We start from the raw sequence: 24558 nt of genomic DNA, 5'->3' as shown, positions 1-24558 counted from the left end.
CGACCGCCTGGTGAACCGCCCGCGGGAACTCGCCGGCGACACGCGCCGGCCAGGTCTGCGTCGTCGGGGTCGGCAGCGCCCCCCGCTGACGATTTCGCGAAGGGGGATGAGGTTCTGTATCGTTGAGCCTCGCTGCGCTGACGCGCAGCGAGCGCCCGTAGCTCAACGGATAGAGCATCTGACTACGGATCAGAAGGTTTGGGGTTCGAATCCCTACGGGCGCACTCTGTGTTGAGACAGAGATCGAGGGCCTCGGGCCGGCGGATGCGCCGACCGGGGCCTTCGTGCTTCGCACCGACGGAGGGGCAGTCATGAGCGAGGTCGTCGAGGTCGTCGTCACCGGACCGGCGGACTGGGTGCGCGCGTTCAGCGACGCGGTGGTCGCCGACCGGCTCGCGGCCTGCGTCCACCAGGTCGCCATCGACTCGGTCTACCGGTGGGAGGGCGAGGTCGAGCACGACCGTGAGGTCCGGGCGATGATGCACACCTCCGCCGCCCGCCTCGACGAGCTCACCGAGCGCATCGACCGCGAGCATCCCTACGACCTGCCGTGCATCCTCACGGTGGCCACCATCCCTTCGCCCGGGTACGCGAACTGGGTCCGGGAGTCGACGGCGCCATGACGAAGGGGCCGCCGGCCCCGTCGCGCCAGCGGCCGTCTTCTTGCAGAGAGTTGCAACTCTGCGTCCGTCCGACCGGCGATTTCCACCGCTCGACGCGCGAGCCATGACGAGTGCCTCACACTTCCTGGCGATCCCGGCCCCGGGGGTCGGGTGGGGTGCGCAGACATGGTTGAGTGGACCTGCGGGCACCGTTGACCGCGGTGGCGACAGGGGCCACCGGGGCGGTGCGACCGCAACCGGGTACGACCGTGCCAGGTGACCTCGAAGGGCGGAGCAGCGTGAGCACAACGGTGGCCGATGTGGACAAGGCGCTTGAGGCGGCTGGCCTCACGAACCAGGCCGTGGCCGAGTTCGTCAAGAAGTGGGCAGAGCACACCGGCGCGGAGCGGATCGAGGTCGTCAGTGCCTCCGACGACGCCCGCCTCATCGAGGAGGCTCTCGAGGCCGGCGAGCTGAAGCCGGTCGGTGAGGGCATGTACTACTCCCGCAGCTTCAGCAAGGACACGGCGCGCTCCGAGGAGCGCACGATCGTCGCGACGAGCGACCCCAAGGACAAGGGCCAGTACAACAACTGGAAGCCCTCCTCCGAGGTCCGCCCCGTCGTCGAGGGACACATGAAGGACGCGCTCGTCGGCAAGACGATGTACGTCATCCCCTACCTCATGGCCCCGAAGGGCTCCGACCTCGACAAGTTCGCGGCGGGCGTCGAGCTCACGGACAACCGCAACGTCGTCATGCAGATGATCCGCATGGCCCGCGTGGGCGTCGAGTACATCAACGACATGGGCGACGACTTCGTCAAGGCCGTCCACGTCACCGGTGACCTCGAGAACCTCAAGCAGGGCACCCCTGACGACATGCGCAACTTCGTCACCGTCGCCGACGAGCGCACGATCCTGCACTTCGGCAGCTCCTACGGCGGCAACGCGCTGCTCGGCAAGATCGCCCACGGTCTGCGCCAGGGCTCCTACGACGGCTGGAAGAACGGCTTCCTCGTCGAGCAGTTCATGCTCCTGGGCATCACGGACAAGGAGACCGGCAAGAGGTACAACATCGCCGGTGGCTTCCCCTCGGCCTCGGGCAAGACCAACCTCGCGATGACGCTGGCCCCCGACGCGCTGGGTGACCGCTACTACGTCGAGTTCTACGGCGACGACATCGCGTGGATCTGGGTCGACGACGAGGGGGTCCTGCGCGGCTTCAACCCGGAGAACGGCGTCTTCGGCGTCGCCAAGGACACGAACGAGAAGACCAACCCGACAGCGATCGACTCGATCCAGCCGGGCTCGGGCGCGATCTTCACCAACGTCGCCTACAACGAGAAGAGCGGCGAGGTCTGGTGGGAGGGCAAGGGCCCGAAGCCGTCCGACGTCGACGGCTGGCTCGACTGGAAGGGCGAGGTCATCGCCGACCGGTCCGCAGAGGAGACCGACGCCCCGTGGGCGCACCCGAACTCGCGCTTCACGACCACGCTCGAGCAGGTCCCGAACGTCGCCAAGGACTACGACGACCCGAACGGCGTCGAGATCCACGGCATCATCTTCGGCGGTCGTACCCGTGACCGTGAGCCGCTGATCCGCGCGATCGACGACCTCGCGGAGGGCGTCTACGACGGCCTGACCCTCGGCGCCGAGGCGACCGCCGCAGCCGACGGCAAGGAGGGCGTGCTCCGCTACGACCCGATGTCGATGCGTCCCTTCCTGAGCTACAGCGAGGCGGCCTACGCCCAGCACTGGCTCGACGTCATCGGCCGCGCGAAGAACAAGCCGATCTTCGCCCACGTCAACTGGTTCCAGCGCGGCGAGGACGGTCGCTTCCTGTGGCCGGGCTACCGCGAGAACCTCCGCCCCCTCGTGTGGCTCATGCAGTACCGCAACGGTGAGGTCACCGGCCAGAAGACCCCGGTCGGCGTCATCCCGACCCGGGACGAGCTGCTCCTCGACGGGCTCGACGAGCAGGCCCTCGCCGACCTCGACACCGTGCTGACGATCGACAAGGCGCGCTGGCAGGAGGAGATGGGCTACCGCGAGGAGCACCTGAACCAGTTCGACGGCCTCCCCGAGGAGATCTGGGCCGCGCACCGCCGCGTCGCCGCAGACCTCGACTCCGCCGAGGGCTGAGCCTCCCCCCACGACGACGAAGGGCGCCGACCGAGATCATCTCGGTCGGCGCCCTTCGTCTGTGCCCGGGTCGCGTCAGCGGGTGGGTTCGTCGGAGGGCAGCGGCTCGAGGCCCTGCGCCTGACGCGCGGCGTTGACCCGGGCTGTGCGCTCGGCGCGGAGCCGGAACCGGGGGTCGCGCATGCCGCCCTGGTCGGCCGGACCCATGAAGGTCAGCAGGATGTACTGCATCCGCCAGAAGAAGCGGTAGCCCAGCGAGAGGCCGGTGTTGTCCTTGGGGATCGTCTTCGCCACGGCTCCACGGTAGTCCGCGCGACGAAGGGGGCCCGCAGCGGGTTGGTCGACTCGTGACCGGTGTGCGGGACGTCACGGTTACCGCCCGGTTACCGATACCTCGCGTAGCGGGTACTGTCCGGATCGACAACCGGCGTCGGCACCCTGCTGCGTCCGGACCCAGCTCACAGACGAGCGTGACGCGAGAAGGGTTCACCCCCATGGCTTCCACCGACTCCACGTCGCTTGCCGACAAGGGCCAGCGGCTCGGGCTCCGCCTCATCGCCAAGGCCGGCGGACTGCCGGGCCTGAAGGACCCCGCGGTCCGGGCCAAGGTCGAGCGCTACCTCTACAAGGGCGCGGTCACGGGCTTCAAGGCGCAGACCGCGGCCGGGCGCGCCTTCCAGAAGACGACGGGGTCGAGGGGCCCTGCGCGAGCGGCGACGACGACGCCGAGGCAGCAGTTCGACCTCACGCCCACCGAAGACCAGCAGATGATCCAGGGCGTCGCCCGAAAGCTGGCCGACGAGGTCATCCGCCCCGCCGGCGCGAAGGCCGACGCCGAGCGCGCGGTGCCGGACGAGGTCCTCTCCGCGGCTGCGGAGATGGGTCTGCACCTCGTCGGCGTCCCGGCCGAGCTCGAGGGCATCGCCGAGGAGCGCTCCGCGGTGACGGCCGCGCTCGTCCTCGAGGAGCTGGCCCGTGGAGACATGGGCATCGCCACGACGATCATGGCCCCCGCTGCCGTCGCGACGGCGATCGCGAGCTACGGCGATGCCGACCAGCAGGCGACCTACCTGCCCGAGTTCACCGGTGACAACCCGCCGCGCGCGGCGGCGGTCGCGCTCATGGAGCCGCAGCCGCTCTTCGACCCGCTGGCGCCCCGCACGACCGCCCGTCGTGAGGGGGACGAGCTCGTCCTCGACGGCGTCAAGGCGATCGTGCCGGGCGCGGAGAGCGCCGAGCTCTTCGTCGTCAGCGCCCTGCTCGACGGGGAGCCGAGGCTCGTCATCGTCGAGGCGGGCCTGGCTGGGCTGCAGGTCGAGGACGACCCCGCCATGGGGATCCGGGCCAGCAGGACCGCCCGTCTGCACCTCGACGGGGTGCGGGTCCCTGTGGCCAACATCCTCGGCACGACGGAGGACCACCTCGACGCCGTCCGCCGGGCTCGTCTCGCGTGGTCGGCCGCGGCCGTCGGTACCGGGCAGGCCGTGCTCGACCACGTCTCGCAGTACGTCACGGAGCGCAAGGCCTTCGGCGAGCCGATCGGCTACCGGCAGGCTGTCGCCTTCACGGTCGCCGACATGGCGATCGAGGTCGCCGCGCTGCGTCTCGTCGTGTGGAAGGCGGCCGCCCGCCTCGACCGGGGTGAGGACGCGTCCGCGGAGATCGCCCAGGCCCGCTCGCTGACGAGCCAGTACCTCACCCAGGTCGGCAGCAACGGCGTGCAGCTGCTCGGCGGCCACGGCTTCGTCAAGGAGTTCGACAACGAGCGCTGGTACCGCGACCTGCGCGGCGCCGGCCTCCTCGAGGGCACCCTGCTCGTCTGAGCGCACGACACGACAAGGACTTGAATCATGATCGATCTTGAGGTTCCGAAGAAGTTCCGTCCGCTCGTCGCGCAGGCTCGTGGCATGGCCGAGGAGGTCTTCTGGCCGATCTCGCGCAAGTACGACCGCGCCGAGCACGAGTACCCGGCCGAGCTCGACCTCGTGTCGGCCGTCATCGACGGCATGAGCGCCTCCGGCGCGGCCAAGGGCGCCGGTGCGTCCTCCTCGACCCGGGCCACGGACGACGGTGCGCAGGAGGGCGAGGTCGCGGCCGTCGGCTCCGGACGCACGGCGAAGGGGGAGCGGGTCAACAAGAACGGCTCGAACCTCTCCTCCGTCCTCTCCATCCTCGAGACCTGCCGGGGTGACGTGGGCCTGACCCTGTCGATCCCACGCCAGGGCCTCGGCAACGCCGCCATCGCCGCGGTCGCCAACGAGGAGCAGAAGGCGCGCTACGCCGGCAAGTGGGCGGCGATGGCGATCACCGAGCCCGACGTCGGCTCCGACTCCGGCGCCATCCGCACCACGGCGGTCAAGGACGGTGACGAGTACGTCCTCAACGGCGAGAAGATCTTCGTCACCGCCGGCGAGCGGGCCGAGCTCGTCGTCGTCTGGGCCACCCTCGACCGCTCCCTCGGCAAGCAGGCCATCAAGTCCTTCGTCGTCCGTCGGGACAACCCGGGGATGAAGCTGGTCCGGCTCGAGCACAAGCTGGGGATCCGGGCGAGCGACACCGCCGCCTTCTCCCTCGAGGACTGCCGCGTCCCCGCCGAGGACCTCCTCGGTGACCCGGAGATCAAGATCGAGGGCGGCTTCGGCGGCGCGATGCAGACCTTCGACAACACCCGCCCGCTCGTCGCGGCGATGGCGCTCGGTCTGACCCGGGCGAGCCTCGACAAGACGACGGAGCTGCTCGCGGAGGCCGGCGTCGTCGCCGACCCGGACCGGCCCGCGCAGGTCCAGCCGGCCGCCGCCGCCAAGCTGCTCCAGATGGAGGCCGACTACCAGGCTGCCTACCTCCTGACCCTGCGCGCGGCCTGGATGGCCGACAACGGCAGGCCGAACTCCATGGAGGCCTCGATGGCCAAGGCGAAGGCGGGACGCACCTGCGTCAACGTCGCCCTTGCCTGCGTCGAGCTCGCGGGGGCCACCGGCTACGCCGAGACCGAGCTGCTCGAGAAGTGGGCGCGCGACTCCAAGATCCTCGACATCTTCGAGGGCACGCAGCAGATCCAGCTGCTCGTCGTCGCCCGCCGCGTCCTCGGCTACTCGAGCAAGGAGCTCAGGTAGTCGACCCGAGCCTCGACGGGGGTGAGCCCGCCGATCCGGTGGGCTCACCCCTTCGTCGTGGTTGACCCGTCCCTGGTCAAGAACTGACCAAACCTTGACCGAAGGGGTGTCGCGGGCGACGGGGCGCGTCCATAGCCTCGACGGGGGCCGACACACAGCCGGCCTGCTCACGGGAGGACAATCCATGCGTCACAACAAGCTCCTGGCACTCGTCGGGGCCACTGCCCTCGGTGTCACCGGCCTGGCCTCCACGGCCAGCGCCCAGTCCGCGACGAGCGCCACGTCGGCCGTCGCCACCTCGAGCTCGGCCGCCACCGCCGACAGCTACGTCGTCCTGGCCGAGCGCGGTGGCAGCGCCAAGGCGCTCGCCGCGAAGCTCAAGGCCCAGGGCGCCACGATCACCTCGGTCAACGAGCAGATCGGCCTCGTCACCGTCACGAGCAAGGACGCCGGTTTCGTGAAGAAGGCGCGCGCCCTCAAGGGCGTCTTCGGCGCCTCGTCCGAGGGCATCGTCGGCCGCTCGCCGAACCGTCCCGCCAAGGACACGACCGAGCGCCCCCGCCTGGCCGGCCCGGGCAACAGCCACGGCAAGAGCGCCCACTCCAAGAAGGGCAAGAAGGGCGCGACCGACACCCTCGACCCGCTGCTGTGGGGCATGGACATGATCGACGCCCCCGAGGCGCACGCGATCGAGACCGGCGACAAGCGCGTCAAGGTCGGCATCATGGACACCGGCGTGGACGCCACCCACCCGGACATCGCGCCGAACTTCGACCGCAAGCTCTCGCGCAACTTCGTCACCGACATCCCGGCCATCGACGGCCCCTGCGAGGTCGAGTCCTGCGTCGACCCGGCCACCGTCGACGAGGGCGGCCACGGCACGCACGTCGCGGGCACCGTCGGTGCGGCGAAGAACGGCGTCGGCGTCTCGGGTGTCGCCCCGACCGCGTCGATCGTCAACGTCCGCGCCGGCCAGGACGCGGGCTACTTCTTCCTCGGCCCGGTCGTCGACGCGCTGACCTACTCCGCCGACAAGGGGCTCGACGTCGTCAACATGAGCTTCTACGTCGACCCGTGGGCCTTCAACTGCGTCGACGGCGCGCCGGAGGACTCCCCGGAGGAGGCCGAGGCGCAGAACATGACGATCGAGGCGATGAGCCGCGCCCTGCGCTACGCGCACGCCAAGGACGTCACCCTCGTCGGCGCCCTCGGCAACTCCGCCGAGGACCTCGCCAACCCGAGCATGGACACCTCGAGCCCGAACTACCCCGAGGGCAACGAGCACCCGCGCACCATCGACAACGCGAGCTGCTACGACCTGCCGGTCGAGGGCCCGCACGTCATCGGCGTCTCCGCGGTCGGCCCGAGCGAGCGCAAGGCGTACTTCTCGAACTACACGACCGACCTCAGCTCCGGCGAGATCGAGGTCAGCGCCCCCGGTGGTGACTACCGCGACTACCCGGGCACCGACAAGTTCATGACGCCCGGCAACCTCATCCTCTCGTCGATCCCGCGCAACGTCGCGCTCGCCGAGGGCTCCATCGACGAGGACGGCAACATCACCCCCTACGGCGAGGGCTGGGTCCTCAAGGACTGCCAGACCGTCCCCGGCAAGGGTGAGCAGTGCGGCTACTACGAGTACTACCAGGGCACCTCGATGGCCTCGCCGCACGCGGCCGGCGTCAGCGCCCTCATCGTCTCGGCCCACGGCAAGGTCAACGGCAAGGCCGGCTTCGGCCTCGACGCCGACCGGACCCGTCAGATCCTCATGGACAGCGCCCGTGACAAGGCCTGCCCCGAGCCGCGGCTCTTCGACTACCCGGAGATCCCCGCCGCCTACAACGCCGAGTGCGTCGGTGACGCCGACTTCAACGGCTTCTACGGCGACGGCATCGTCAACGCCTACAAGGCCGTGACCCACACGGGCTGACCGAGGTCAGCGACGACGAAGGGGGACGGTTGCCTGGCGGCGGCCGTCCCCCTTCGCCTGTCCTCCGGCACGACGAAGGGGTGAGCCCGAAGGTCTCGCTTGGGTCACATCGGTCTGTCGGGTCCTTCGTCTCGGAGGCAGCCCTGGCTAGGTTCTTGGCATGGCAGAGCCGCTCGTCGTCCTCGAAGGCGTCAACAAGCACTTCGGGGACCTCCACGTCCTCAAGGACATCGACCTGACCATCGGGCACGGCGAGGTCGTCGTCGTCATCGGTCCGTCGGGGTCCGGCAAGTCGACGCTCTGCCGGACGATCAACCGCCTCGAGACCTTCGAGTCCGGCTCGATCACCATCGACGGGCAGCCGCTCCCGCAGGAGGGCAAGGCGCTGGCCCGGCTGCGCGCCGACGTCGGCATGGTCTTCCAGTCCTTCAACCTCTTCGCGCACAAGACGATCCTCGACAACGTCACCCTCGGCCCGATGAAGGTCCGCGGCCAGAAGAAGGCGGAGGCACAGGCGCGCGCCAAGGAGCTCCTCGAACGGGTCGGCGTCGCGCACCAGGCGGCGAAGTACCCCGCGCAGCTCTCCGGCGGTCAGCAGCAACGCGTCGCGATCGCCCGCGCGCTCGCGATGGACCCCAAGGTCATGCTCTTCGACGAGCCGACCTCCGCGCTCGACCCCGAGATGATCAACGAGGTGCTCGACGTCATGGTCGGCCTCGCGAGGTCCGGGATGACGATGATCGTCGTCACCCACGAGATGGGCTTCGCCCGCAAGGCCGCCGACCGCGTGATCTTCATGGACGAGGGCGAGATCGTCGAGCAGGCCGAGCCCGAGGAGTTCTTCACGAACCCGAAGAGCGAGCGCGCCAAGGACTTCCTCGGGAAGATCCTCACCCACTGACCCCTGACCAGCCCGACCCCCATGACCACCGCCGGTGGTCCGATCAAGGAGAAAACGATGAAGCAGCGACGACTCATGGCACTGGCTTCCGCGGCGGTGCTGGCTCTCGGCCTCTCGGCCTGCGGTGACGACAGCGACGGCGGCAGCGGCGACGCAGGCGCGGGTGGCGGTGGCGGCGAGACCGTCAAGGTCGGCATCAAGTTCGACCAGCCGGGCCTGGGCTTCCAGGAGGGCGGCAGCTACTCCGGCTTCGACGTCGACGTCGCGAACTACGTGGCCAAGGAGCTCGGCAAGACGCCCGAGTTCGTCCAGTCGCCGAGCCCCCAGCGCGAGACGCTCATCGAGACCGGCCAGGTCGACATGATCTTCGCGACGTACTCGATCACCGACGAGCGCAAGGAGAAGGTCTCCTTCGCCGGCCCGTACTTCATCGCCGGTCAGGACCTCCTCGTCGCCTCCGACTCCGACATCTCCGGGGTCGACGACCTCGACGGCAAGCGTCTTTGCTCCGTCTCGGGCTCGACCTCCGCCAAGAACGTCCAGGAGGAGGTGCCGGGCGTCCAGCTCCGCGAGTTCGACACCTACTCGGAGTGCCTCGACGGTCTTGTCAACGGCCAGCTCGACGCGCTGACCACCGACAACACGATCCTTGCCGGGTACGCCTCGCAGGAGCAGTACAAGGGCAAGCTCAAGGTCGTCGGCAACACCTTCTCCGAGGAGCGCTACGGCGTCGGCATCAAGAAGGGCGATACCCAGCTCTGCGAGGACATCAACGCGGCGCTGAAGAAGATGGTCGACGACGGCGAGTGGCAGAAGGCCGTCGACGCGAACTTCGGCCCGGCCGGCTTCGAGGTCGACACGAAGGTGAACCCGCCCGAGGCGGACGCCTGCTCCTGACCTGACCTGACCGACCTGGGCAGGGGTGGCCTCGCGCCGCCCCTGCCCAGGACCTGACCGAGAGAGGGGTGCCGCGTGGGTGAGCTCTTCGCCCAGTTCGACGTCTGGGGCGCCTTCTGGCTGACCATCAAGCTGTCGGTGTGGTCGGCGCTGTGGGCGCTGCTGCTCGGCACGAGTCTCGCGATCATGCGGGTCGGCCCGGTACGCGTGCTCAACGTCGTCGGCGCCGCGTACGTCAACGTCGTGCGCAACACCCCGCTGACCCTCGTCGTCCTCTTCTCGCTGACCGTGCTCGGCACCCGCCTCGGTATCCAGATCGCGAACGACGAGAGCCCGACCTTCCTCGTCGACGAGGCGGTGCGCTGGGCGATCTTCGCGCTGTCGGTCTACCACGCAGCCTTCGTCTGCGAGGCGCTGCGCTCGGGCGTCAACACGGTGCCGGTCGGCCAGGCCGAGGCAGCGCGATCGATCGGTCTCGGCCTGGGGCAGTCGCTGCGGCACGTCGTGCTGCCGCAGGCCTTCCGCGGAGCGGTCGCCCCGCTGGCGTCGGTGCTCATCGCGCTCATCAAGAACACGACGGTGGCCTCGATCATCGGTGTCGCGCAGACGTCGTACTTCATGGTCGAGGCGATCGAGTTCCGGCCGGACCTCATCTGGCAGCTCTTCGCGCTCATCGCCGGCTTCTTCCTCCTGCTCACGCTGCCGATCGGCGTCGGGCTGACCTCGCTCTCGCGGAAGGTGGCGGTCAAGCGATGAGCTCGTCCTCGGTCCTCTTCGACGCACCCGGTCCCCGGGCGCGCCGCCGCCACCTCATCATCACGATCGTCGCCGCCCTCGTCCTGCTCGGCGTGGTCGTCGTAGCCCTGATGCGCCTCGACGCGCGCGGCGAGCTCGAGGCCGCGAAGTGGCAGGCCATGTTCACGACGAGCGCGTGGCAGTACTACTTCGTGCCCGGCATCCTCAGCACGCTCAAGGCGGCCGGGATCGCCATCGTGCTGTCGATGCTCTTCGGCCTGGTCTTCGGCGTGGGACGGCTCTCGCAGAACACCGCCGTCCGGTGGGTCTCGGGTGCCGTCGTGGAGTTCTTCCGCGGCATCCCGGTGCTCATCATGATGATCGCCTTCTTCTACTTCCTCGCCTTCCGCGGGGTCTTCGCCCCGGAGACCAACCCCTTCGTCGCGGTGGTCGCCGCGCTGACCCTCTACAACGGCGCGGTCGTCGCGGAGCTCGTCCGCTCCGGCGTGGGCTCGCTGCCCAAGGGGCAGGGCGAAGCAGGTCTGTCGATCGGGCTCACCCCGGGCCAGACCATGCGCGCGATCCAGCTGCCCCAGGCGATCACGGCCATGCTGCCGGCGCTCGTCAGCCAGCTCGTCGTCATCCTCAAGGACAGCGCGCTCGGCGCGATCATCACCTATCCGGAGCTGCTGCGCTCGGCGCGCAACCTCGCGGCCGGGGGCAACACCCTGCAGCCGCTCGTCATGGCTGCGCTGCTCTTCATCATCATCAACTTCACTCTCACGACCCTCGCGAGCTATCTCGAGCGACGGATCAACAAGCGCGGCCACACCTCGGCGAAGGCCGACAAGGACGCCGGCCGTCCTGGCGACTCCGTCGGCGCCGGCACCCTCTGACTCACGGCCGCAGCACGCGGTGGGCCTCGAGCATCGCCGGGCCGTACCAGGTGAGCAGGCGGCCTGACACGAGCCGGGTCGGTACGTCCTCGAAGGCCTCGGGCCCGTCGCTCTCGGTGAAGACGTAGGGCTCGTCGGGCAGCCAGACCTCGTCGATGTCCTCGCGGTCGATGTCGGCCAGCTCGACGTGGGGGTAGCGGTCCTCGCCGTCGTCGAAGGCGTTGTCGTACCCCAGCCGGGACAGCAGGTCGGTCGTGTAGGTGCGTGGGCCGACGACCATCCACGGGTCGCGCCAGATCGGCACCGCGATCGTGGGCGACGGGGGCTGCGCCCTGAGGCGCGACGAAGGAGCCTCGACGGGTGCCTCGAAGCGTCCGTCCCAGAGGTCAGCAGCCTCGGTGAGCCAGCCGGGTTCGTCGAGCGCGAGTGCCTCGAGAAAAAGACGACGCATGGAGGCGATCGCCTGCGGGACGGTCTCGATGTCGGTGACCCAGACGGGGACGCCGCGCTCGCGGAGCCGCCGGACGTCGAGCTCGCGGTTCTCCTCCTTGTTGGCGACGACGAGGTCGGGGGAGAGGTCGGCGATGGCGGAGAGGTCGGGGTTCTTCGTGCCGCGCACTCTCACCACGTCGAGCTCTGCGGGGTGCGTGCACCAGTCCGTGGCGCCGACGAGGAGGTCTGAGGCGCTGACGGCGACCGCCTCGGTGAGGGACGGGACGAGCGAGACCACTCGCCTGACGCCCCCGTCGGGCAGCAGGGCCTCCGCGCCGAGGTCGTCACGCAGGTGCTCACCCATGCCGCCAACCTAGCTGGGGAGCGTTCTCCGCGAGCTACGCGCGGGTACGACGACCGTTGCTCGCACATCCGAGGTGAGCAGGCCTGTGCTGCGGGAGGAGGCGATCGCAGGCCGATGGGCAACGGTCGTCGTACCCGAGAGTCACACCGGGCTGGTCCAGGCTGGCGTGATGTCTCAGCGGAGGGCGGCCGCGCTGAGCTCGGTGGCGGCGAGGCTGAGCACGGCCAGCGAGAGGAGAGCAGGGGCGAGGCCGTCACGTCGGGGGAGGTCCCAGCGACGGCGTCCTTCGGTGGCGGACAGCCGCGACTCGGTCGGGCCGGCGAGGTAACGCCGCCGGCCCAGGGTGAAGGCGGTGAGCGCGAGCCCGATGCTCACGCCCATGATGACGAGCGCTGCCGGGCCGAGTGGTCCGACCGAGTGCCGGGCGACGATCGCCGAACCCGCCGCGGTCGCCAGGGCGGTCCGCTGCCAGGCGAGCGCGGTCCGCTCCGGCTGGGCGCCACGGTCACCCTTCGAGGCTCCTCGTCGCACCTCAGGGGTCACGGCCTGGTGCCGAGGACGATCAGGGCCGCGAGCGTGAGCGCCGCGAGCACGCCGGAGATCACGATCGCCGCGACCCCCAGGGCCGGGAGCGGCTCACCTCGTCGCATCGCCCGCTCCGATCCCGACCACCGGAGGTAGGCGAGGACCGACGACAGCCCGCCGAGGACCAGGAGGATGCCCGCGAGGGCGAGCTTGACCCCTTCGCCGACCGACAGGTCGACGACGTCGACCGCGACCCCGGCCGCCACGAGCGCCAGCCCGGTCCGCAGCCAGGCGAGGAAGGTCCGCTCGTTGGCGAGGCTGAAGCGGTAGTCCGGCTCCTCGCCCTCGCCGTAGACGCTCCTCGGCCAGCGCTGATCGGTCACCTGCCCAGGCTAGACGTTGCGCCGGTACTGGCCGCCGACCTCGAAGAAGGCCTCGGTCACCTGCTGCAGCGAGCACACCCGCGCGGCGTCCATGAGGACGTCGAAGACGTTGGCGTCGGTCGTGGCCGCCTCCTTGAGCCGGGCGATCTGCTGCTGCGCCTCGTCGCGGTGCGCGTCCTGGTAGGCGCGGACGCGGGCGAGCTGCGACTCCTTCTCCGACTCGGTCGCGCGGGCCAGCTCGACCTCGACCGGCTCCTCGTCGTCCCCCTTCGCCCGGAGGAAGGTGTTGACGCCGATGAGCGGCAGCGAGCCGTCGTGCTTGCGGTGCTCGTAGAGCATCGACTCGTCCTGGATCCGGCCGCGCTGGTAGCCGGTCTCCATCGCGCCGAGCACGCCGCCGCGCTCGCTGATCCGGTCGAACTCCTCGAGCACGGCTGCCTCGACGAGGTCGGTCAGCTCGTCGATGACGAAGGAGCCCTGGAGCGGGTTCTCGTTGATCGACAGGCCCCACTCGCGGGTGATGATCAGCTGGATCGCGAGAGCGCGTCGCACCGACTCGGGCGAAGGGGTCGTGATCGCCTCGTCGTAGGCGTTGGTGTGCAGGGAGTTCGCGTTGTCGTAGAGGGCGTTGAGCGCCTGCAGGGTCGTGCGGATGTCGTTGAAGTCCATCTCCTGCGCGTGCAGCGAACGGCCGCTCGTCTGGATGTGGTACTTCAGCTTCTGAGCGCGCTCGTTGGCGCCGTACTTCTCCTTCATCGTCACCGCCCAGATGCGGCGGGCGACGCGACCGAGGACGGAGTACTCGGGGTCCATGCCGGAGGAGAAGAAGAAGGACAGGTTCGGCGCGAAGTCGTTGATGTCCATGCCGCGCGCGAGGTACGCCTCGACGTAGGTGAAGCCGTTGGCGAGGGTGAAGGCGAGCTGGCTGATGGGGTTCGCCCCGGCCTCGGCGATGTGGTAGCCGGAGATGCTCACGGAGTAGAAGTTGCGCACCCCCTGCTCGATGAACCACTCCTGGATGTCGGCCATCATGCGCAGGCTGAACTCGGTGGAGAAGAGGCAGGTGTTCTGCCCCTGGTCCTCCTTGAGGATGTCCGCCTGGACGGTGCCGCGGACGGTCTGCAGCGCCTCTGCGCGCAGCTCCTCGGCCTCGGCGCCGGAGGGCTCACGACCCTCGGCCTCGCGGAAGGCGTCGAGCCGCTGGTCGATCGCGGTGTTGAGGAAGAAGGCGAGGACGGTGGGCGCCGGGCCGTTGATCGTCATCGAGACCGAGGTCGACGGCGAGAGCAGGTCGAAGCCGTCGTACAGCGCCTTCATGTCGTCGAGCGTCGCGACGGAGACGCCGGAGGTGCCGACCTTGCCGTAGATGTCCGGGCGCTCGTCGGGGTCGCGCCCGTAGAGGGTCACCGAGTCGAAGGCGGTCGACAGGCGGGTGGCGGGCTGGCCCTCCGACAGCAGCTTGAAGCGCCGGTTGGTGCGGAAGGGGTCACCCTCGCCGGCGAACATCCGCGCCGGGTCCTCGTTGTCGCGCTTGAAGGGGAAGACGCCGGCGGTGAAGGGGTAGTAGCCAGGCAGGTTCTCCCGACGGAGGAAGGAGACGAGGTCGCCGTGGTCGGCGAAGCGGGGGAGGGCGACGCGCGGGATCTTGTTGCCCGACAGCGACTCCTTGGTGAGCGTCGTGCGCAGCTCCTTGCCGCGGATGGTCACGACCTGCTCGTCGCCGGAGTAGGACTCGACGACCGTGGGCCAGGACGCGAGCTGCTGACCGACCTCGGTCGGGAGCTCGGCCCGGGCGTGCTCGAGCAGCTCGTCGACCGCGTGGTCGGACTTGCCCGCGGCAGCGAGCTCGTCGTCGACGAGCTCGAGGCGCTGGACGCGGCGCGCCTGCTCAGCGACTCGCGTGGTCTGCTCGTGGTAGTCGCGGACGGTGTCGGCGATCTCGGCGAGGTAGCGGACCCGCTTGGGCGGGACGACCTGGCTGATCCGGGTCGAGTGCTGGACGTCGACCGGTGCGAGGACCCCTTCGCCCGTCTGGAGGCCCTGCTCGGCGAGCGCGTCGCGGAGGTGCTGGTAGAGCGCGGTGACGCCATCGTCGTTGAAGGTCGCAGCCGAGGTGCCGTAGACCGGCATGTCCTCGGGCTTCTTGCCGAAGGCCTCGCGGTTGCGGACCATCTGGCGGCCGACGTCGCGGAGGGCGTCCTCGGCGCCGCGGCGCTCGAACTTGTTGATGGCGACGACGTCGGCGAGGTCGAGCATGTCGATCTTCTCGAGCTGGCTGGCCGCGCCGAACTCCGGGGTCATGACGTACATCGAGGTGTCGGCGAAGGGGACGATCGCCGCGTCGCCCTGCCCGATCCCGGGGGTCTCGACGATGACGAGGTCGAAGCCGGCGGCCTTGGCCACGTCGATGACCTGGTCGAGGTTCTCGGGGACCTCGCGGCTGCCGCGCGTCGCGATGGAACGGAAGAAGACCCGGTCCCCGTCGAGCGAGTTCATCCGGATGCGGTCGCCGAGGAGGGCGCCGCCGCCGCGCTTGCGGGTGGGGTCGACGGCGATGACCGCGATGCGGAGCTTGTCCTCCTGGTCGACCCGGAAGCGGCGGACCAGCTCGTCGGTGAGCGAGGACTTGCCGGAGCCGCCGGTGCCGGTGATGCCGAGGACGGGCACGGTGCGGGACCCGGCGGCCTCCCGGACGCGGGTGAGGAAGGTGTCGTCGAGGCGCCCGAGCTCGGCGCCGGTGATGGCGCGGGCGACGGCCGCCCGGTCGCCGGAGAGGACGGCATCGACGTCCGCGTCGCGCTCCTCCCAGAGGTCGACGTCGCAGTCTCTGATGAGGGTGTTGATCATGCCCGGGAGCCCGAGGCGCTGGCCGTCCTCGGGGGAGAAGATCCGCACCCCGGCGGCGCGCAGCCGCTGGATCTCCTCGGGGACGATGACACCGCCGCCACCGCCGAAGACCTTGACGTGACCGGCGCCGGCCTCGCCGAGCAGCTGCACGAGGTACTCGAAGTACTCGACGTGACCGCCCTGGTAGCTGCTGATCGCGACGCCCTGCACGTCCTCGTCGATCGCCGCGTCGACGACCTCCTGCACGGAGCGGTTGTGCCCGAGATGGATCACCTCGGCGCCCTGGCTCTGCAGGATGCGGCGCATGATGTTGATCGACGCGTCGTGCCCGTCGAAGAGGGCGGACGCGGTGACGAAGCGCACCGGGTGGGCGGGGGCGTGCAGGGTGGGCGTGGACATGCAGGATCTCCTCGGGACGGCGTACCGAGATAGTAGGACGTCCAACTATTGGGCGTCAATGTATGCTGGCGCCGTGCTCTCCTTCGACCCCATCGACGCCGCGCGCACCCAGTGGGTGGAGCGTGGGTGGGGCGACTCCGCGGAGGGGATGGCCGCCGTCACCTCGGTGATCCGGGCCCAGGCGATCCTCATGCGCCGCGTCGAGACCGCGCTGCGTGACAGCGGGCTGACCTTCGCCCGGTACGAGGTGCTCATGCTGCTGAGCTTCACCCGGCACGAGGCGCTGCCGATGCGGGCGATCAGCTCCCGGCTCCAGGTGCACCAGTCGAGCGTGACGAACGCCGTCGACCGGCTCGAGTCGGCCGGCCTGGTGACGCGAGCGCCCAGCCCGGACGACCGGCGCACGGTCCTCGTCGGCCTGACCTCGCAGGGCATCCAGGTCGCCAAGGAGTGCACGCGTCGGCTCAACGACGAGGTCTTCGGTGCGCTCGGCCTCTCCGACGAGGACACGCGCCAGCTCGTCGCGATCCTCGCGCGCCTGCGCGCCGACGCAGGCGATTTCAGCACCCCCTGACGGGACGACGGGGGAGGGTCCGCTCCGCGCACGAGCCTTGGCTCGTGCGACTTCCGGCGCCGCTCCCTCCTCGCACGAGCCTTGGCTCGTGCGACCGGGAGGAGCGGCGTCTGCCCGTCCGCGCCGCTCAGGCAGTACTGACGTAGCCGAGGGAGAGCGCGGCCAGGCTGAGCCCGAGCGAGAGGCCGAGGTTCGCGACGGCCTGGCGGCGCTCGAGGTCGCGCCAGGACTGGGCCACCTCGAGCGCGTGCGTGCTGAAGGTCGTGAGTCCTCCGCACAGGCCGACGCCGAGCAGCGGCATGACCCAGTCGGGCCGGCCGCCCCACCCGGCGAGCAGCCCGAGGAGGAACGAGCCGAGGACGTTGACCAGGAGGGTCCCACCCGCCGGTGTCGCCCCCTTCGTCCTGGCGCGCGTCGACAGCTGCCACCGCAGGACGGCACCCAGCGCACCGCCGACGGCGACGAGGAGCGCGGTCATGAGCGGGGCCCTTCGAGGCTCCCTCGTCGCACCTCAGGGACCAGGCGGAGGCCGAGGGCGCACGCGCCGACGCCGAGGACCACGGTCGCGAGGACGTACCCGAGTCCGACGAAGGGGGAGAGGGTCACCGTGTCGAGGGCGAAGGCGGAGTAGGTCGTCCAGCCGCCGAGCAGGCCGGTGGCGACGAAGGGGCGCACCCAGTGCGGTGCCTCGCGGGCCGAGAGCCAGGCGACGAGGAGACCCATCGCCAGAGCGCCAGTGACGTTGACGAGCAACGTCCCCCACGGCCACCCGCCGGCGGGCAGGACGTCGACGAGACCCCACCGACCGACCGAGCCGAGCGCGCCGCCCACCGCGACGGCCAGGCCGACCCTTCGAGGCTCGCCAGCTCGCACCTCAGGGACCAGACGTCAGCCGCGTCGGGTCTCGAGGAAGTCCGCGATCCGGCCGATCGCCTCGGTCATGACCTCCTCGTCGGGCAGGCACACGACCCGGAAGTGGTCGGGCTCGAACCAGTTGAAGCCGGTCCCGTGGGTCACGAGGATCTTCTTGGCGCGCAGCAGGTCGATGACGAAGGCCTCGTCGTCCTCGATCGCGTACACCTCCGGGTCGAGCCGCGGGAAGCAGTACAGGGCCCCGCGCGGCTCGACGCAGCTCACGCCGGGGATCTCTCCCAGCAGCCGGGAGGCGAGCTTGGACTGCTCGTAGAAGCGGCCGCCGGGGACGACGAGCTCCTCGATCGACTGGTAGCCGCCGAGCGCGGTCTGGATCGCGTGCTGCGCAGGGACGTTGGCGCACATGCGCATGTTGGCGAGCAGCGTCAGGCCCTCGAGGAAGTCCTCGGCCATGTGCTTCGGGCCGGAGATCATCACCCAGCCGGCGCGGTAGCCGCAGACCCGGTAGGCCTTCGACAGGCCGGAGAAGGTGAGGCAGAGGACGTCGTCGCCGGCGAACTCGGCCGCGTGCCGGTGGACGGCGTCGTCGAAGATGATCTTCTCGTAGATCTCGTCGGCCATGACGACGAGCTGATGGCGCCGCGCGATGTCGACGAGCCCCTTGACCGTCTCCTCGCTGTAGACCGCGCCCGTCGGGTTGTTCGGGTTGATGATGACCAGGGCGTGCGTGTTGTCGGTGATCTTGGACTCGATGTCCGCGAGGTCGGGGTCCCAGCCGTTGGACTCGTCGCAGCGGTAGTGCACGGGGGTGCCGCCGGCGAGCGAGACCGCACCGGTCCACAGCGGGTAGTCCGGTGCGGGGATGAGGATCTCGTTGCCGTCGTCGACGAAGGCCTGCAGCACCATCGAGATGAGCTCGGAGACGCCGTTGCCGATGAAGACGTCCTCGACGGTCGTCTCCCGCAGGCCCCGCGACTGGTAGTACTGCGCGACCGCGGTCCGGGCCGAGTAGATGCCCTTGGAGTCCACGTAACCCTGCGAGTCGGGCAGGTGCCGGGTCATGTCGGCGACGATCGCCTCGGGTGCCTCGAAGCCGAAGGGGGCGGTGTTGCCGATGTTGAGCTTGAGGATCTTGTGGCCCTCGGCCTCGAGCCGCTGGGCCTCGACGAGGATCGGTCCTCGGACGTCGTAGCGGACGTTCATCAGCTTGCGGCTCTGGCGGATCGGGCGCATGGCGTCATCCTCGCAGGCCCCGTCAGCGGGCCGCACGCACATCGATCCTGAGGTGCGACGCAGGAGCCTCGAAGGGCCGACCTAGCGGGTGGGGACCCGCCGCAGCACGAGCACGATCGCCGCGGCGGAGGCGACAGCGACGAACGCCGCCCACCACCAGCCGTCCTCGAGCGACGGGAGGAGCAGGCCGACCGCCATGAGGACCAGCCCGAGGGCGATCCCCGCGGCAACCCCGACCCACCACGGCCAGCGGAGGAAGAGGGTGGTGGCGGCCCCCACGAGCAGGACCGCCGCGCCGAGCTGCAGCAGCCCGGAGGCCGCCGCCTGCCATGCCTCGGTCGTCGAGACGGCGCCCCCCGGGCGCAGCCCGTCGAGGCCACCCAGCGCGATGAGAACGAGCACCGCGACCGTGACCACGGCGACCACCGCGAGGAGCGCGAGCAGGAGCCCGATGCTCACCGAGCGACGGGTCACCCCGGAGGAGATGAGGACCCGCGTGTGACGGGCCGGCACGACGGCCGCCATGACGACCGCGGTGATGGCGAGGGCGACGATCAGCTGCAGCGCCGCCATGGCCGCGGGTCCGACTGGACCCTGCACCGTGACGAGGTCACGGGTGGCCTCGACGCCGAAGTACACCCCTTCGTCGACGACCTCGTACTCCCACCCCTGGACGACGGCCAGCAGCCAGACGAGGGCGGCCAGGGCCGCTATCACCCCGGCGGTCCAGACGAGCGGGGTCAGGGCGTGCCGCACGAGGTACCTCGTCGTCGGCCAGAGCTGCGAGCGGCGGGTCACGACGGAGGGGGAGCGGGCGGTCATCGGGTACCTCCGGGGGAGCTGAGCGTCACGAGGACGTCGGTGAGCGAGGCGAGCCGGTCGCCGGTGGAGTGCGCCTCACGGACCTCGTCCGCGCTGCCGGCGGCGACGACCCGGCCACGGTGGAGGACGATCACGTCCTCGAGGAGGTCCTCGACCTCGTCGAGCAGGTGCGAGGAGAGCACGATGGTGCGGGGGTGGGCGAGGTAGTCGGCCATGACCTCGTCGTAGAACTGCCGTCGTGCCACCGCGTCCATGCCGAGGTAGACCTCGTCGAGCAGGGTGACCTCGGCGCGCGTCGCGAGGGCGAGGGCCGCGCGCAGCGCGGACCTCTTGCCGGTGGAGAGCTTCTCCGGGGCCTTCCTCGTCGGGACCTCGAAGCGGTCGAGCAGCTCGTAGAAGTACGTCTCGTCCCAGTGCGGGCGGGTCACCCGCTGGGCGCGGACGCTCGCGGTGATCTTCTCGTCGTCGTACATGCCCCCGCGCTCCTTCATGAGGCAGACGCGCGAGGTGCGGTCCGGGTTCTCCCACACCGGCTCGCCCCCGAGGAGCACCTGCCCGGACTGCGCGGCCCGGTGGGCCGCGACGAGCTCGAGCAGCGTGGTCTTGCCGGCGCCGTTGCGCCCGACGAGCCCGGTGAGGGTGCCGGGTCGCACCGTGAGGTCGATGTCGGCCAGTGCCTGGGTGCTCCCGAAGCGGTGAGACAGCCCGGTCACCTCGATCCCCATCGTGCTCATGACGTCTCCTTCAGCCAGGTGATGATCTCGTCGGTGGTGATGCCCAGGGCACGGGCGTCGTCGAGCGCGGGCTGCATGACCTGCTCCCAGTACGACTCGCGTCGGGCGGTGCGCAGCTGCTCCCGGGCGCCGTCGCTGACGAACATCCCGATCCCGCGCCGCTTGTGGATCAGCCCCTCGTCGACGAGCAGGCCCATGGCCTTGGCGGCCGTGGCCGGGTTGATGCGGTGCGTCGTCGCGTACTGCGTGGTCGACATGACCTGGTCCCCTTCCCGCAGCTCGCCGGAGAGCACGGAGCGACGGATGCGGTCGGCGATCTGCAGGTAGATCGGCGAGCTGTCGTCGAACGGCTCCACTGCGCCTCCTTGGTTAGTTACATGACTAATGAACCAGTGAAGCGGCTTCGTGTCAAGGCGACGGGGGAGGGGCTACTGTCCCGCCATGACGGCAGCGCTGCCGGGTCGGGTGCGACGCGGGTACGGGCTGGGGTCGGTCGCGACCGGCTCCTTCGGGACCGTGCCCGGTCTGCTCCTCCTGCCCTATCTCACCGACCGGCTCGGCGTCGCCGCGGGCGTCGCGGGTCTCATCGTCCTGCTGCCCAAGGCCTGGGACGTCCTGCTCAACCCGGTGGCGGGCCGGATCTCGGACCGTCTCGAGCACCCCGAGGGCCGTCGTCGCCCCTTCCTCCTGCGGGCGGGTGCCCTCCTCGCGGTCCTCTTCGTGCTCCTCTTCGCCGGGCCGACGGGCTCGACGGCGCTCGGTGCCGCCTGGGTGGCCGTGCTCTTCCTCGCCTGCGCGACCGCCTACGCGTTCTTCCAGGTCCCCTACGTCTCGATGCCGGCGGAGCTGACCCGCGACTACGGCGAGCGCACCCGACTCATGACCTGGCGGGTCGCGGTGCTCGCCCTGGCGATCCTCGTGAGCGGCGGGCTGTCCCCGGCGATCCGCGACGCGCTCGGACCCGAGTGGGGGTACCGGGCGGTGGGCCTCTTCGTCGGCGGGCTGATCCTCGCCGGTGCCCTCGGCGCGTGGTGGGGGACGAAGGGGGTGCCGCCGGTCGCGGAGGTCGCGGCCGGGGGCAGCCTCGGGGAGCAGCTGCGGGTCGTGGCGCGGGCGCCGGACTTCCGCGCGCTGCTCACGGCCTTCGGCCTGCAGGCGCTCGCGACGGGCACGATGCTCGCCGGCGTCGACTACGTCGCCCGGGTGGTGCTGGGCAACCCCGGGGCGTCGACGATCCTCTTCGTCGCGTTCGTCGCCCCGGCCCTGCTCGTCACGCCGGTGTGGGAGCGGATCGGTGCGCGTGTCGGCAAGAAGGCCGGCTTCGTCGCGGCCTCCCTGCTCCTCGCGCTCGGCGCCGTGCTCGTCTACCTGCTCCACGGTCTCGGCGTCGCCGCCGTCGGGGCCGCTCTGACGCTGGTCGGCATCGGCTACGCGGGCGCCCAGATGTTCCCCATGGCGATGCTCCCGGACGTCGCCGCCGTCGATGCCCAGCGCACGGGGGAGGGCCGCGTCGGTGTCTACACGGGCGTCTGGACGGCCGGGGAGACCCTCGGGCTCGCGCTCGGCCCAGGCGTCTACGCCCTCATCCTCATGCTGGGCGGCTACGTCTCGTCGACGGACGGCCTTGCCGCGCAGCCGGACTCGGCGGTGACCGCCATGACGCTCGGCTTCACCCTCCTGCCGGCCGCGCTCGTGCTGCTGGCCCTCGTCCCCCTTCGCTCGTACCGTGTCGACGAGGCGGCCGTCGAGGCCGCCACCCAGGAGGCCCTGTGACCCTCGACCCCACCACCGCGTCCACGCCGGACGAGATCCGGGCCGCCCTCGCCACACTGCGCGCCGACGACCTGCCGACCCACGGCGGGCGGACGCTCAGCTACGTCTACGACTCCGGGATCGCCGAGGCGGACGCGCTCGGTCGGGAGGCGCTCGCCGCCTTCGGCGCGACGAACGGCCTCGACCCGACCGCCTTCCCCTCGCTCGCCCGGATGGAGTCCGACCTCGTCGGGATCGCCCGTGACCTCCTCCACGGGCCGCCGACCACCGTGGGCACCGCGACCTCCGGCGGCACCGAGTCGCTGCTCCTCGCGGTCCTCGCCGCCCGGGAGGGCCGCCCCGACGTCACCGCACCCCGGCTCGTCGCGCCGAGCACGGTGCACGCGGCGGTGCACAAGGCGGGCCACCTCTTCGGCGTCGCCATCGACCTCGTGCCGGTCGACCCGGTGACCTGCCGCGCCGACCCGGCGGCCATGGCGGTCGCGATGACCGAGGACACCGTGCTCGTCGTCGTGTCCGCCCCGTCGTACGCCCACGGGGTCGTCGACCCGGTCGCCGAGGTCGCCACGGAGGCAGGGCGAAGGGGGATCCGCTGCCACGTCGACGCGTGCATCGGTGGCTGGGTGCTGCCCTGGCTGGGCCGGGACGAGCCGTGGGACCTCGCGGTCCCGGAGGTCACGAGCATCTCGGTCGATCTGCACAAGTACGCGTACACCCCGAAGGGGATCTCGCTGCTGCTGCACCGCGACCCGTGGCTGCGTCGTGGGCACCTCTACGCCTCTGCGGCGTGGCCGGGCTACACGATGCTCAACTCGACGATCCAGTCGACGAAGTCCGGCGGCCCGCTCGCGGCAGCATGGTCGGTCGTCCACGCCATCGGGCTCGACGGGTACGCGCGGCTGGCCCGCACCGCCCGCGAGGCCACGCTCGACGTCGCCCGCAGGGTCGAGGGCGTCGAGGGGCTCGAGGTCGTCGTCGCCCCCGACTCGACGCTGCTCGCGCTCGCGACCGACGAGACGTGCGACGTCTTCACGGTCGCCGACGAGATGGGGGAGCGGGGGTGGCTGGTCCAGCCGCAGATGTCCTTCGCCGGGCAGCGGCCGACCCTGCACCTCTCGCTGTGCGCCGCCACCGCCGAGCGGGTGGACGAGCTCATGGACGCGCTGGCGGCGTCGGTCACGGCCGCGCGGTCCGCCGGCCCGGTCCAGGTGGACCCCCAGCTCGCCGCGGCCGCCACCGCGATCGACCCGTCTGCGCTCGACGACGCCGCCTTCGACGGCCTGCTCACGGTCGCCGGGCTGTCGGGAGGAGACGGTGCCGTCGAGGTGCCGCGGCGGATGGCCGAGGTCAACGCGCTGCTCGACATCGCCCCGCCGGCGCTGCGGGAGGCGCTGCTGCTCGCCGTGCTCGACCGGCTGACTCGCTGACCCCGATAGAGTCGGAGCGACGCCCACCCGGGTGTCTGGTGCGCCGCCCGGAGGTCCTTCCCGTGAAAGTCACAGCGCTCGGCATCCTGGCCGTCGGTACCCTCTGCCTGCTGGTTCCGGCGGCTGTCGTCGCCCTCGTCCTCTACCTCACGAGACGCGAGAAGGCGAAGCAGCCGGCGCCGGACGCAGGTCTCGACCCCTTCGGGCAGCCGTGGGGCGGCGAGCATGCCGACCCCGCGACCTCCCGCCCCGAGGACCGGCAGACCGAGCTCCCGAGGGAGTACGGAGCGACCGGTGGCTTCCGCCGGGTGGCCGACCAGTCGGCCTCGGTCGGCGCGCCGAGCACCGACGACGCCCCTGACGCTCCGCGCTACGGGTATATCGACGCCGATCCGGTGGCCGGCGAGACGGTCGCCGACGCGCCTGACCGTCCAGAGACGGAGCTGGAGCCGGAGCCACTGAGTCCCGAGCCGTCGACGGAGGCGCCGGAGGACCCCTTCGTCCTCCATGCCCCGAGCGACGACGTCGAGCAGACGATCCGGATCTCCCGGAGCAGCGGCGAGGCCGAGCCGACCGCGCCGTCTTGGGCCGCCACGATCCCCGGCGAGGACGTCCCGGCCGAGGAGCACACCTACTGGGACGACGAGGAGGAGGAGCAGGCCCGTCGGGCCGAGTCCCTCATCGACGAGGGTGAGGCGATCGTCGATGGTGGCTACGGGTGGGGCTCGGCCGCTCCCTTCGCCGACGGCTCGATGCCGCCCGGCCACCCGGTCAAGGGTCACCGCGCCTGGATGCAGTACCACGAGCCCGGCAGCCCCTGGTACGACGAGACGACCGTCGACGTGTGGTTCACCGATGCCGCGGCGGCCGAGCGGGCGGGCTTCCACCGCGCCTGACGGGGCCCCAACGTCTCACGACGTGAGAGCCCGTGACCAGATGCCGGTATTGCCGTGGTCA

24 protein-coding genes and 1 tRNA gene are annotated in these 24558 nt (G+C 70.7%); 14 read left to right on the top strand and 11 right to left on the bottom strand.

Features of this window, described 5'->3' with window-relative positions:
* Nucleotides 1-151: 151 nt before the first annotated feature.
* The 3 genes from JNO54_RS00565 to JNO54_RS00555 all read left to right on the top strand — a co-directional run bounded on the left by JNO54_RS00565 (nt 152) and on the right by JNO54_RS00555 (nt 2743).
* A tRNA-Arg gene (locus JNO54_RS00565) sits at nt 152-224 on the top strand.
* Nucleotides 225-311: 87 nt separating this feature from the next.
* Nucleotides 312-623 (top strand): divalent-cation tolerance protein CutA, encoded by a 312-nt coding sequence (cutA, locus tag JNO54_RS00560; protein ID WP_204142136.1) that lies wholly within the window; start codon nt 312-314, stop codon nt 621-623.
* A 278-nt stretch (nt 624-901) separates the two neighbouring features.
* On the top strand, nt 902-2743 hold the full coding sequence (locus JNO54_RS00555) for a phosphoenolpyruvate carboxykinase (GTP) (protein ID WP_307817987.1): 1842 nt from the start codon (nt 902-904) through the stop codon (nt 2741-2743).
* A gap of 75 nt (nt 2744-2818) precedes the next feature.
* Here JNO54_RS00555 and JNO54_RS00550 read toward each other — a convergent pair whose 3' ends face one another.
* Nucleotides 2819-3037 carry a hypothetical protein gene (locus JNO54_RS00550; RefSeq protein ID WP_204144752.1) on the bottom strand — a complete coding sequence of 73 codons (219 nt, stop codon included), beginning with the start codon at nt 3035-3037 and terminating at the stop codon, nt 2819-2821.
* A gap of 200 nt (nt 3038-3237) precedes the next feature.
* On the opposite strand from JNO54_RS00550, the gene JNO54_RS00545 reads away from it, so the two are divergent.
* From JNO54_RS00545 to JNO54_RS00515, 7 genes are all read left to right on the top strand, one after another.
* Complete coding sequence (locus JNO54_RS00545; protein WP_204142135.1) at nt 3238-4566, top strand: acyl-CoA dehydrogenase family protein; 1329 nt, start codon at nt 3238-3240, stop codon at nt 4564-4566.
* A 27-nt stretch (nt 4567-4593) separates the two neighbouring features.
* The gene (locus JNO54_RS00540) at nt 4594-5856 is read left to right on the top strand and encodes an acyl-CoA dehydrogenase family protein (RefSeq protein WP_204142134.1); all 1263 of its coding nucleotides are present in this window, start codon (nt 4594-4596) and stop codon (nt 5854-5856) included.
* A gap of 184 nt (nt 5857-6040) precedes the next feature.
* Complete coding sequence (locus JNO54_RS00535) at nt 6041-7786, top strand: S8 family serine peptidase (RefSeq protein WP_204142133.1); 1746 nt, start codon at nt 6041-6043, stop codon at nt 7784-7786.
* Between the two features lie 160 nt (nt 7787-7946).
* Nucleotides 7947-8687: an amino acid ABC transporter ATP-binding protein gene (locus JNO54_RS00530; protein WP_204142132.1), complete on the top strand. Its 741-nt coding sequence runs from the start codon at nt 7947-7949 to the stop codon at nt 8685-8687.
* A 57-nt stretch (nt 8688-8744) separates the two neighbouring features.
* The gene (locus tag JNO54_RS00525; RefSeq protein ID WP_204142131.1) at nt 8745-9584 is read left to right on the top strand and encodes a glutamate ABC transporter substrate-binding protein; all 840 of its coding nucleotides are present in this window, start codon (nt 8745-8747) and stop codon (nt 9582-9584) included.
* A gap of 75 nt (nt 9585-9659) precedes the next feature.
* Nucleotides 9660-10340, top strand: coding sequence for an amino acid ABC transporter permease (locus tag JNO54_RS00520; protein WP_204142130.1), 681 nt, complete (start codon nt 9660-9662; stop codon nt 10338-10340).
* On the top strand, nt 10337-11215 hold the full coding sequence (locus tag JNO54_RS00515; RefSeq protein ID WP_204142129.1) for an amino acid ABC transporter permease: 879 nt from the start codon (nt 10337-10339) through the stop codon (nt 11213-11215). Before JNO54_RS00520 ends, JNO54_RS00515 begins: the two co-directional genes overlap by 4 nt.
* 1 nt (nt 11216) lies before the next feature.
* Here JNO54_RS00515 and JNO54_RS00510 read toward each other — a convergent pair whose 3' ends face one another.
* The 4 genes from JNO54_RS00510 to icmF all read right to left on the bottom strand — a co-directional run bounded on the left by JNO54_RS00510 (nt 11217) and on the right by icmF (nt 16165).
* Nucleotides 11217-12011, bottom strand: coding sequence for a helical backbone metal receptor (locus tag JNO54_RS00510; RefSeq protein ID WP_267911225.1), 795 nt, complete (start codon nt 12009-12011; stop codon nt 11217-11219).
* A gap of 174 nt (nt 12012-12185) precedes the next feature.
* Complete coding sequence (locus tag JNO54_RS00505) at nt 12186-12554, bottom strand: DUF202 domain-containing protein (RefSeq protein ID WP_204142128.1); 369 nt, start codon at nt 12552-12554, stop codon at nt 12186-12188.
* Nucleotides 12551-12919 (bottom strand): YidH family protein, encoded by a 369-nt coding sequence (locus JNO54_RS00500; protein WP_204142127.1) that lies wholly within the window; start codon nt 12917-12919, stop codon nt 12551-12553. The genes JNO54_RS00505 and JNO54_RS00500 overlap by 4 nt, the downstream gene beginning before the upstream one ends.
* Nucleotides 12920-12928: 9 nt before the next feature.
* Entirely contained in the window at nt 12929-16165 is a 3237-nt protein-coding gene (gene icmF / locus JNO54_RS00495) for a fused isobutyryl-CoA mutase/GTPase IcmF (protein ID WP_204142126.1), read from the bottom strand.
* A gap of 73 nt (nt 16166-16238) precedes the next feature.
* Here icmF and JNO54_RS00490 point away from each other — a divergent pair, with 73 nt between their 5' ends.
* Entirely contained in the window at nt 16239-16739 is a 501-nt protein-coding gene (locus JNO54_RS00490; RefSeq protein WP_307817986.1) for a MarR family winged helix-turn-helix transcriptional regulator, read from the top strand.
* 127 nt (nt 16740-16866) lie between these two features.
* On the opposite strand, the gene JNO54_RS00485 is transcribed toward JNO54_RS00490, so the two are convergent.
* From JNO54_RS00485 to JNO54_RS00460, 6 genes are all read right to left on the bottom strand, one after another.
* Nucleotides 16867-17217: a fluoride efflux transporter FluC gene (locus JNO54_RS00485; RefSeq protein WP_204142124.1), complete on the bottom strand. Its 351-nt coding sequence runs from the start codon at nt 17215-17217 to the stop codon at nt 16867-16869.
* The gene (locus JNO54_RS00480; protein WP_307817985.1) at nt 17214-17612 is read right to left on the bottom strand and encodes a fluoride efflux transporter FluC; all 399 of its coding nucleotides are present in this window, start codon (nt 17610-17612) and stop codon (nt 17214-17216) included. Before JNO54_RS00480 ends, JNO54_RS00485 begins: the two co-directional genes overlap by 4 nt.
* 15 nt (nt 17613-17627) lie before the next feature.
* Nucleotides 17628-18845, bottom strand: coding sequence for a pyridoxal phosphate-dependent aminotransferase (locus JNO54_RS00475; RefSeq protein WP_204142123.1), 1218 nt, complete (start codon nt 18843-18845; stop codon nt 17628-17630).
* 81 nt (nt 18846-18926) lie between these two features.
* Nucleotides 18927-19667 carry a hypothetical protein gene (locus JNO54_RS00470; protein ID WP_204142122.1) on the bottom strand — a complete coding sequence of 247 codons (741 nt, stop codon included), beginning with the start codon at nt 19665-19667 and terminating at the stop codon, nt 18927-18929.
* On the bottom strand, nt 19664-20401 hold the full coding sequence (locus tag JNO54_RS00465; protein WP_204142121.1) for an ATP-binding cassette domain-containing protein: 738 nt from the start codon (nt 20399-20401) through the stop codon (nt 19664-19666). The genes JNO54_RS00470 and JNO54_RS00465 overlap by 4 nt, the downstream gene beginning before the upstream one ends.
* Nucleotides 20398-20757 (bottom strand): GntR family transcriptional regulator, encoded by a 360-nt coding sequence (locus JNO54_RS00460; RefSeq protein WP_204142120.1) that lies wholly within the window; start codon nt 20755-20757, stop codon nt 20398-20400. The genes JNO54_RS00465 and JNO54_RS00460 overlap by 4 nt, the downstream gene beginning before the upstream one ends.
* Before the next feature lie 85 nt (nt 20758-20842).
* On the opposite strand from JNO54_RS00460, the gene JNO54_RS00455 reads away from it, so the two are divergent.
* The 3 genes from JNO54_RS00455 (at nt 20843) to JNO54_RS00445 (ending at nt 24497) form a co-directional block, all read left to right on the top strand.
* On the top strand, nt 20843-22174 hold the full coding sequence (locus JNO54_RS00455) for an MFS transporter (protein WP_204142119.1): 1332 nt from the start codon (nt 20843-20845) through the stop codon (nt 22172-22174).
* Nucleotides 22171-23601, top strand: coding sequence for a pyridoxal phosphate-dependent decarboxylase family protein (locus JNO54_RS00450; protein WP_204142118.1), 1431 nt, complete (start codon nt 22171-22173; stop codon nt 23599-23601). Before JNO54_RS00455 ends, JNO54_RS00450 begins: the two co-directional genes overlap by 4 nt.
* A 62-nt stretch (nt 23602-23663) precedes the next feature.
* The gene (locus tag JNO54_RS00445; protein ID WP_204142117.1) at nt 23664-24497 is read left to right on the top strand and encodes a sunset domain-containing protein; all 834 of its coding nucleotides are present in this window, start codon (nt 23664-23666) and stop codon (nt 24495-24497) included.
* Nucleotides 24498-24558: the final 61 nt, after the last annotated feature.

Origin of the sequence: Janibacter endophyticus (genome assembly GCF_016888335.1) — a bacterium.
Lineage (GTDB): Bacteria > Actinomycetota > Actinomycetes > Actinomycetales > Dermatophilaceae > Marihabitans > Marihabitans endophyticum.
This window is presented reverse-complemented; position numbering and strand designations above follow the sequence as displayed.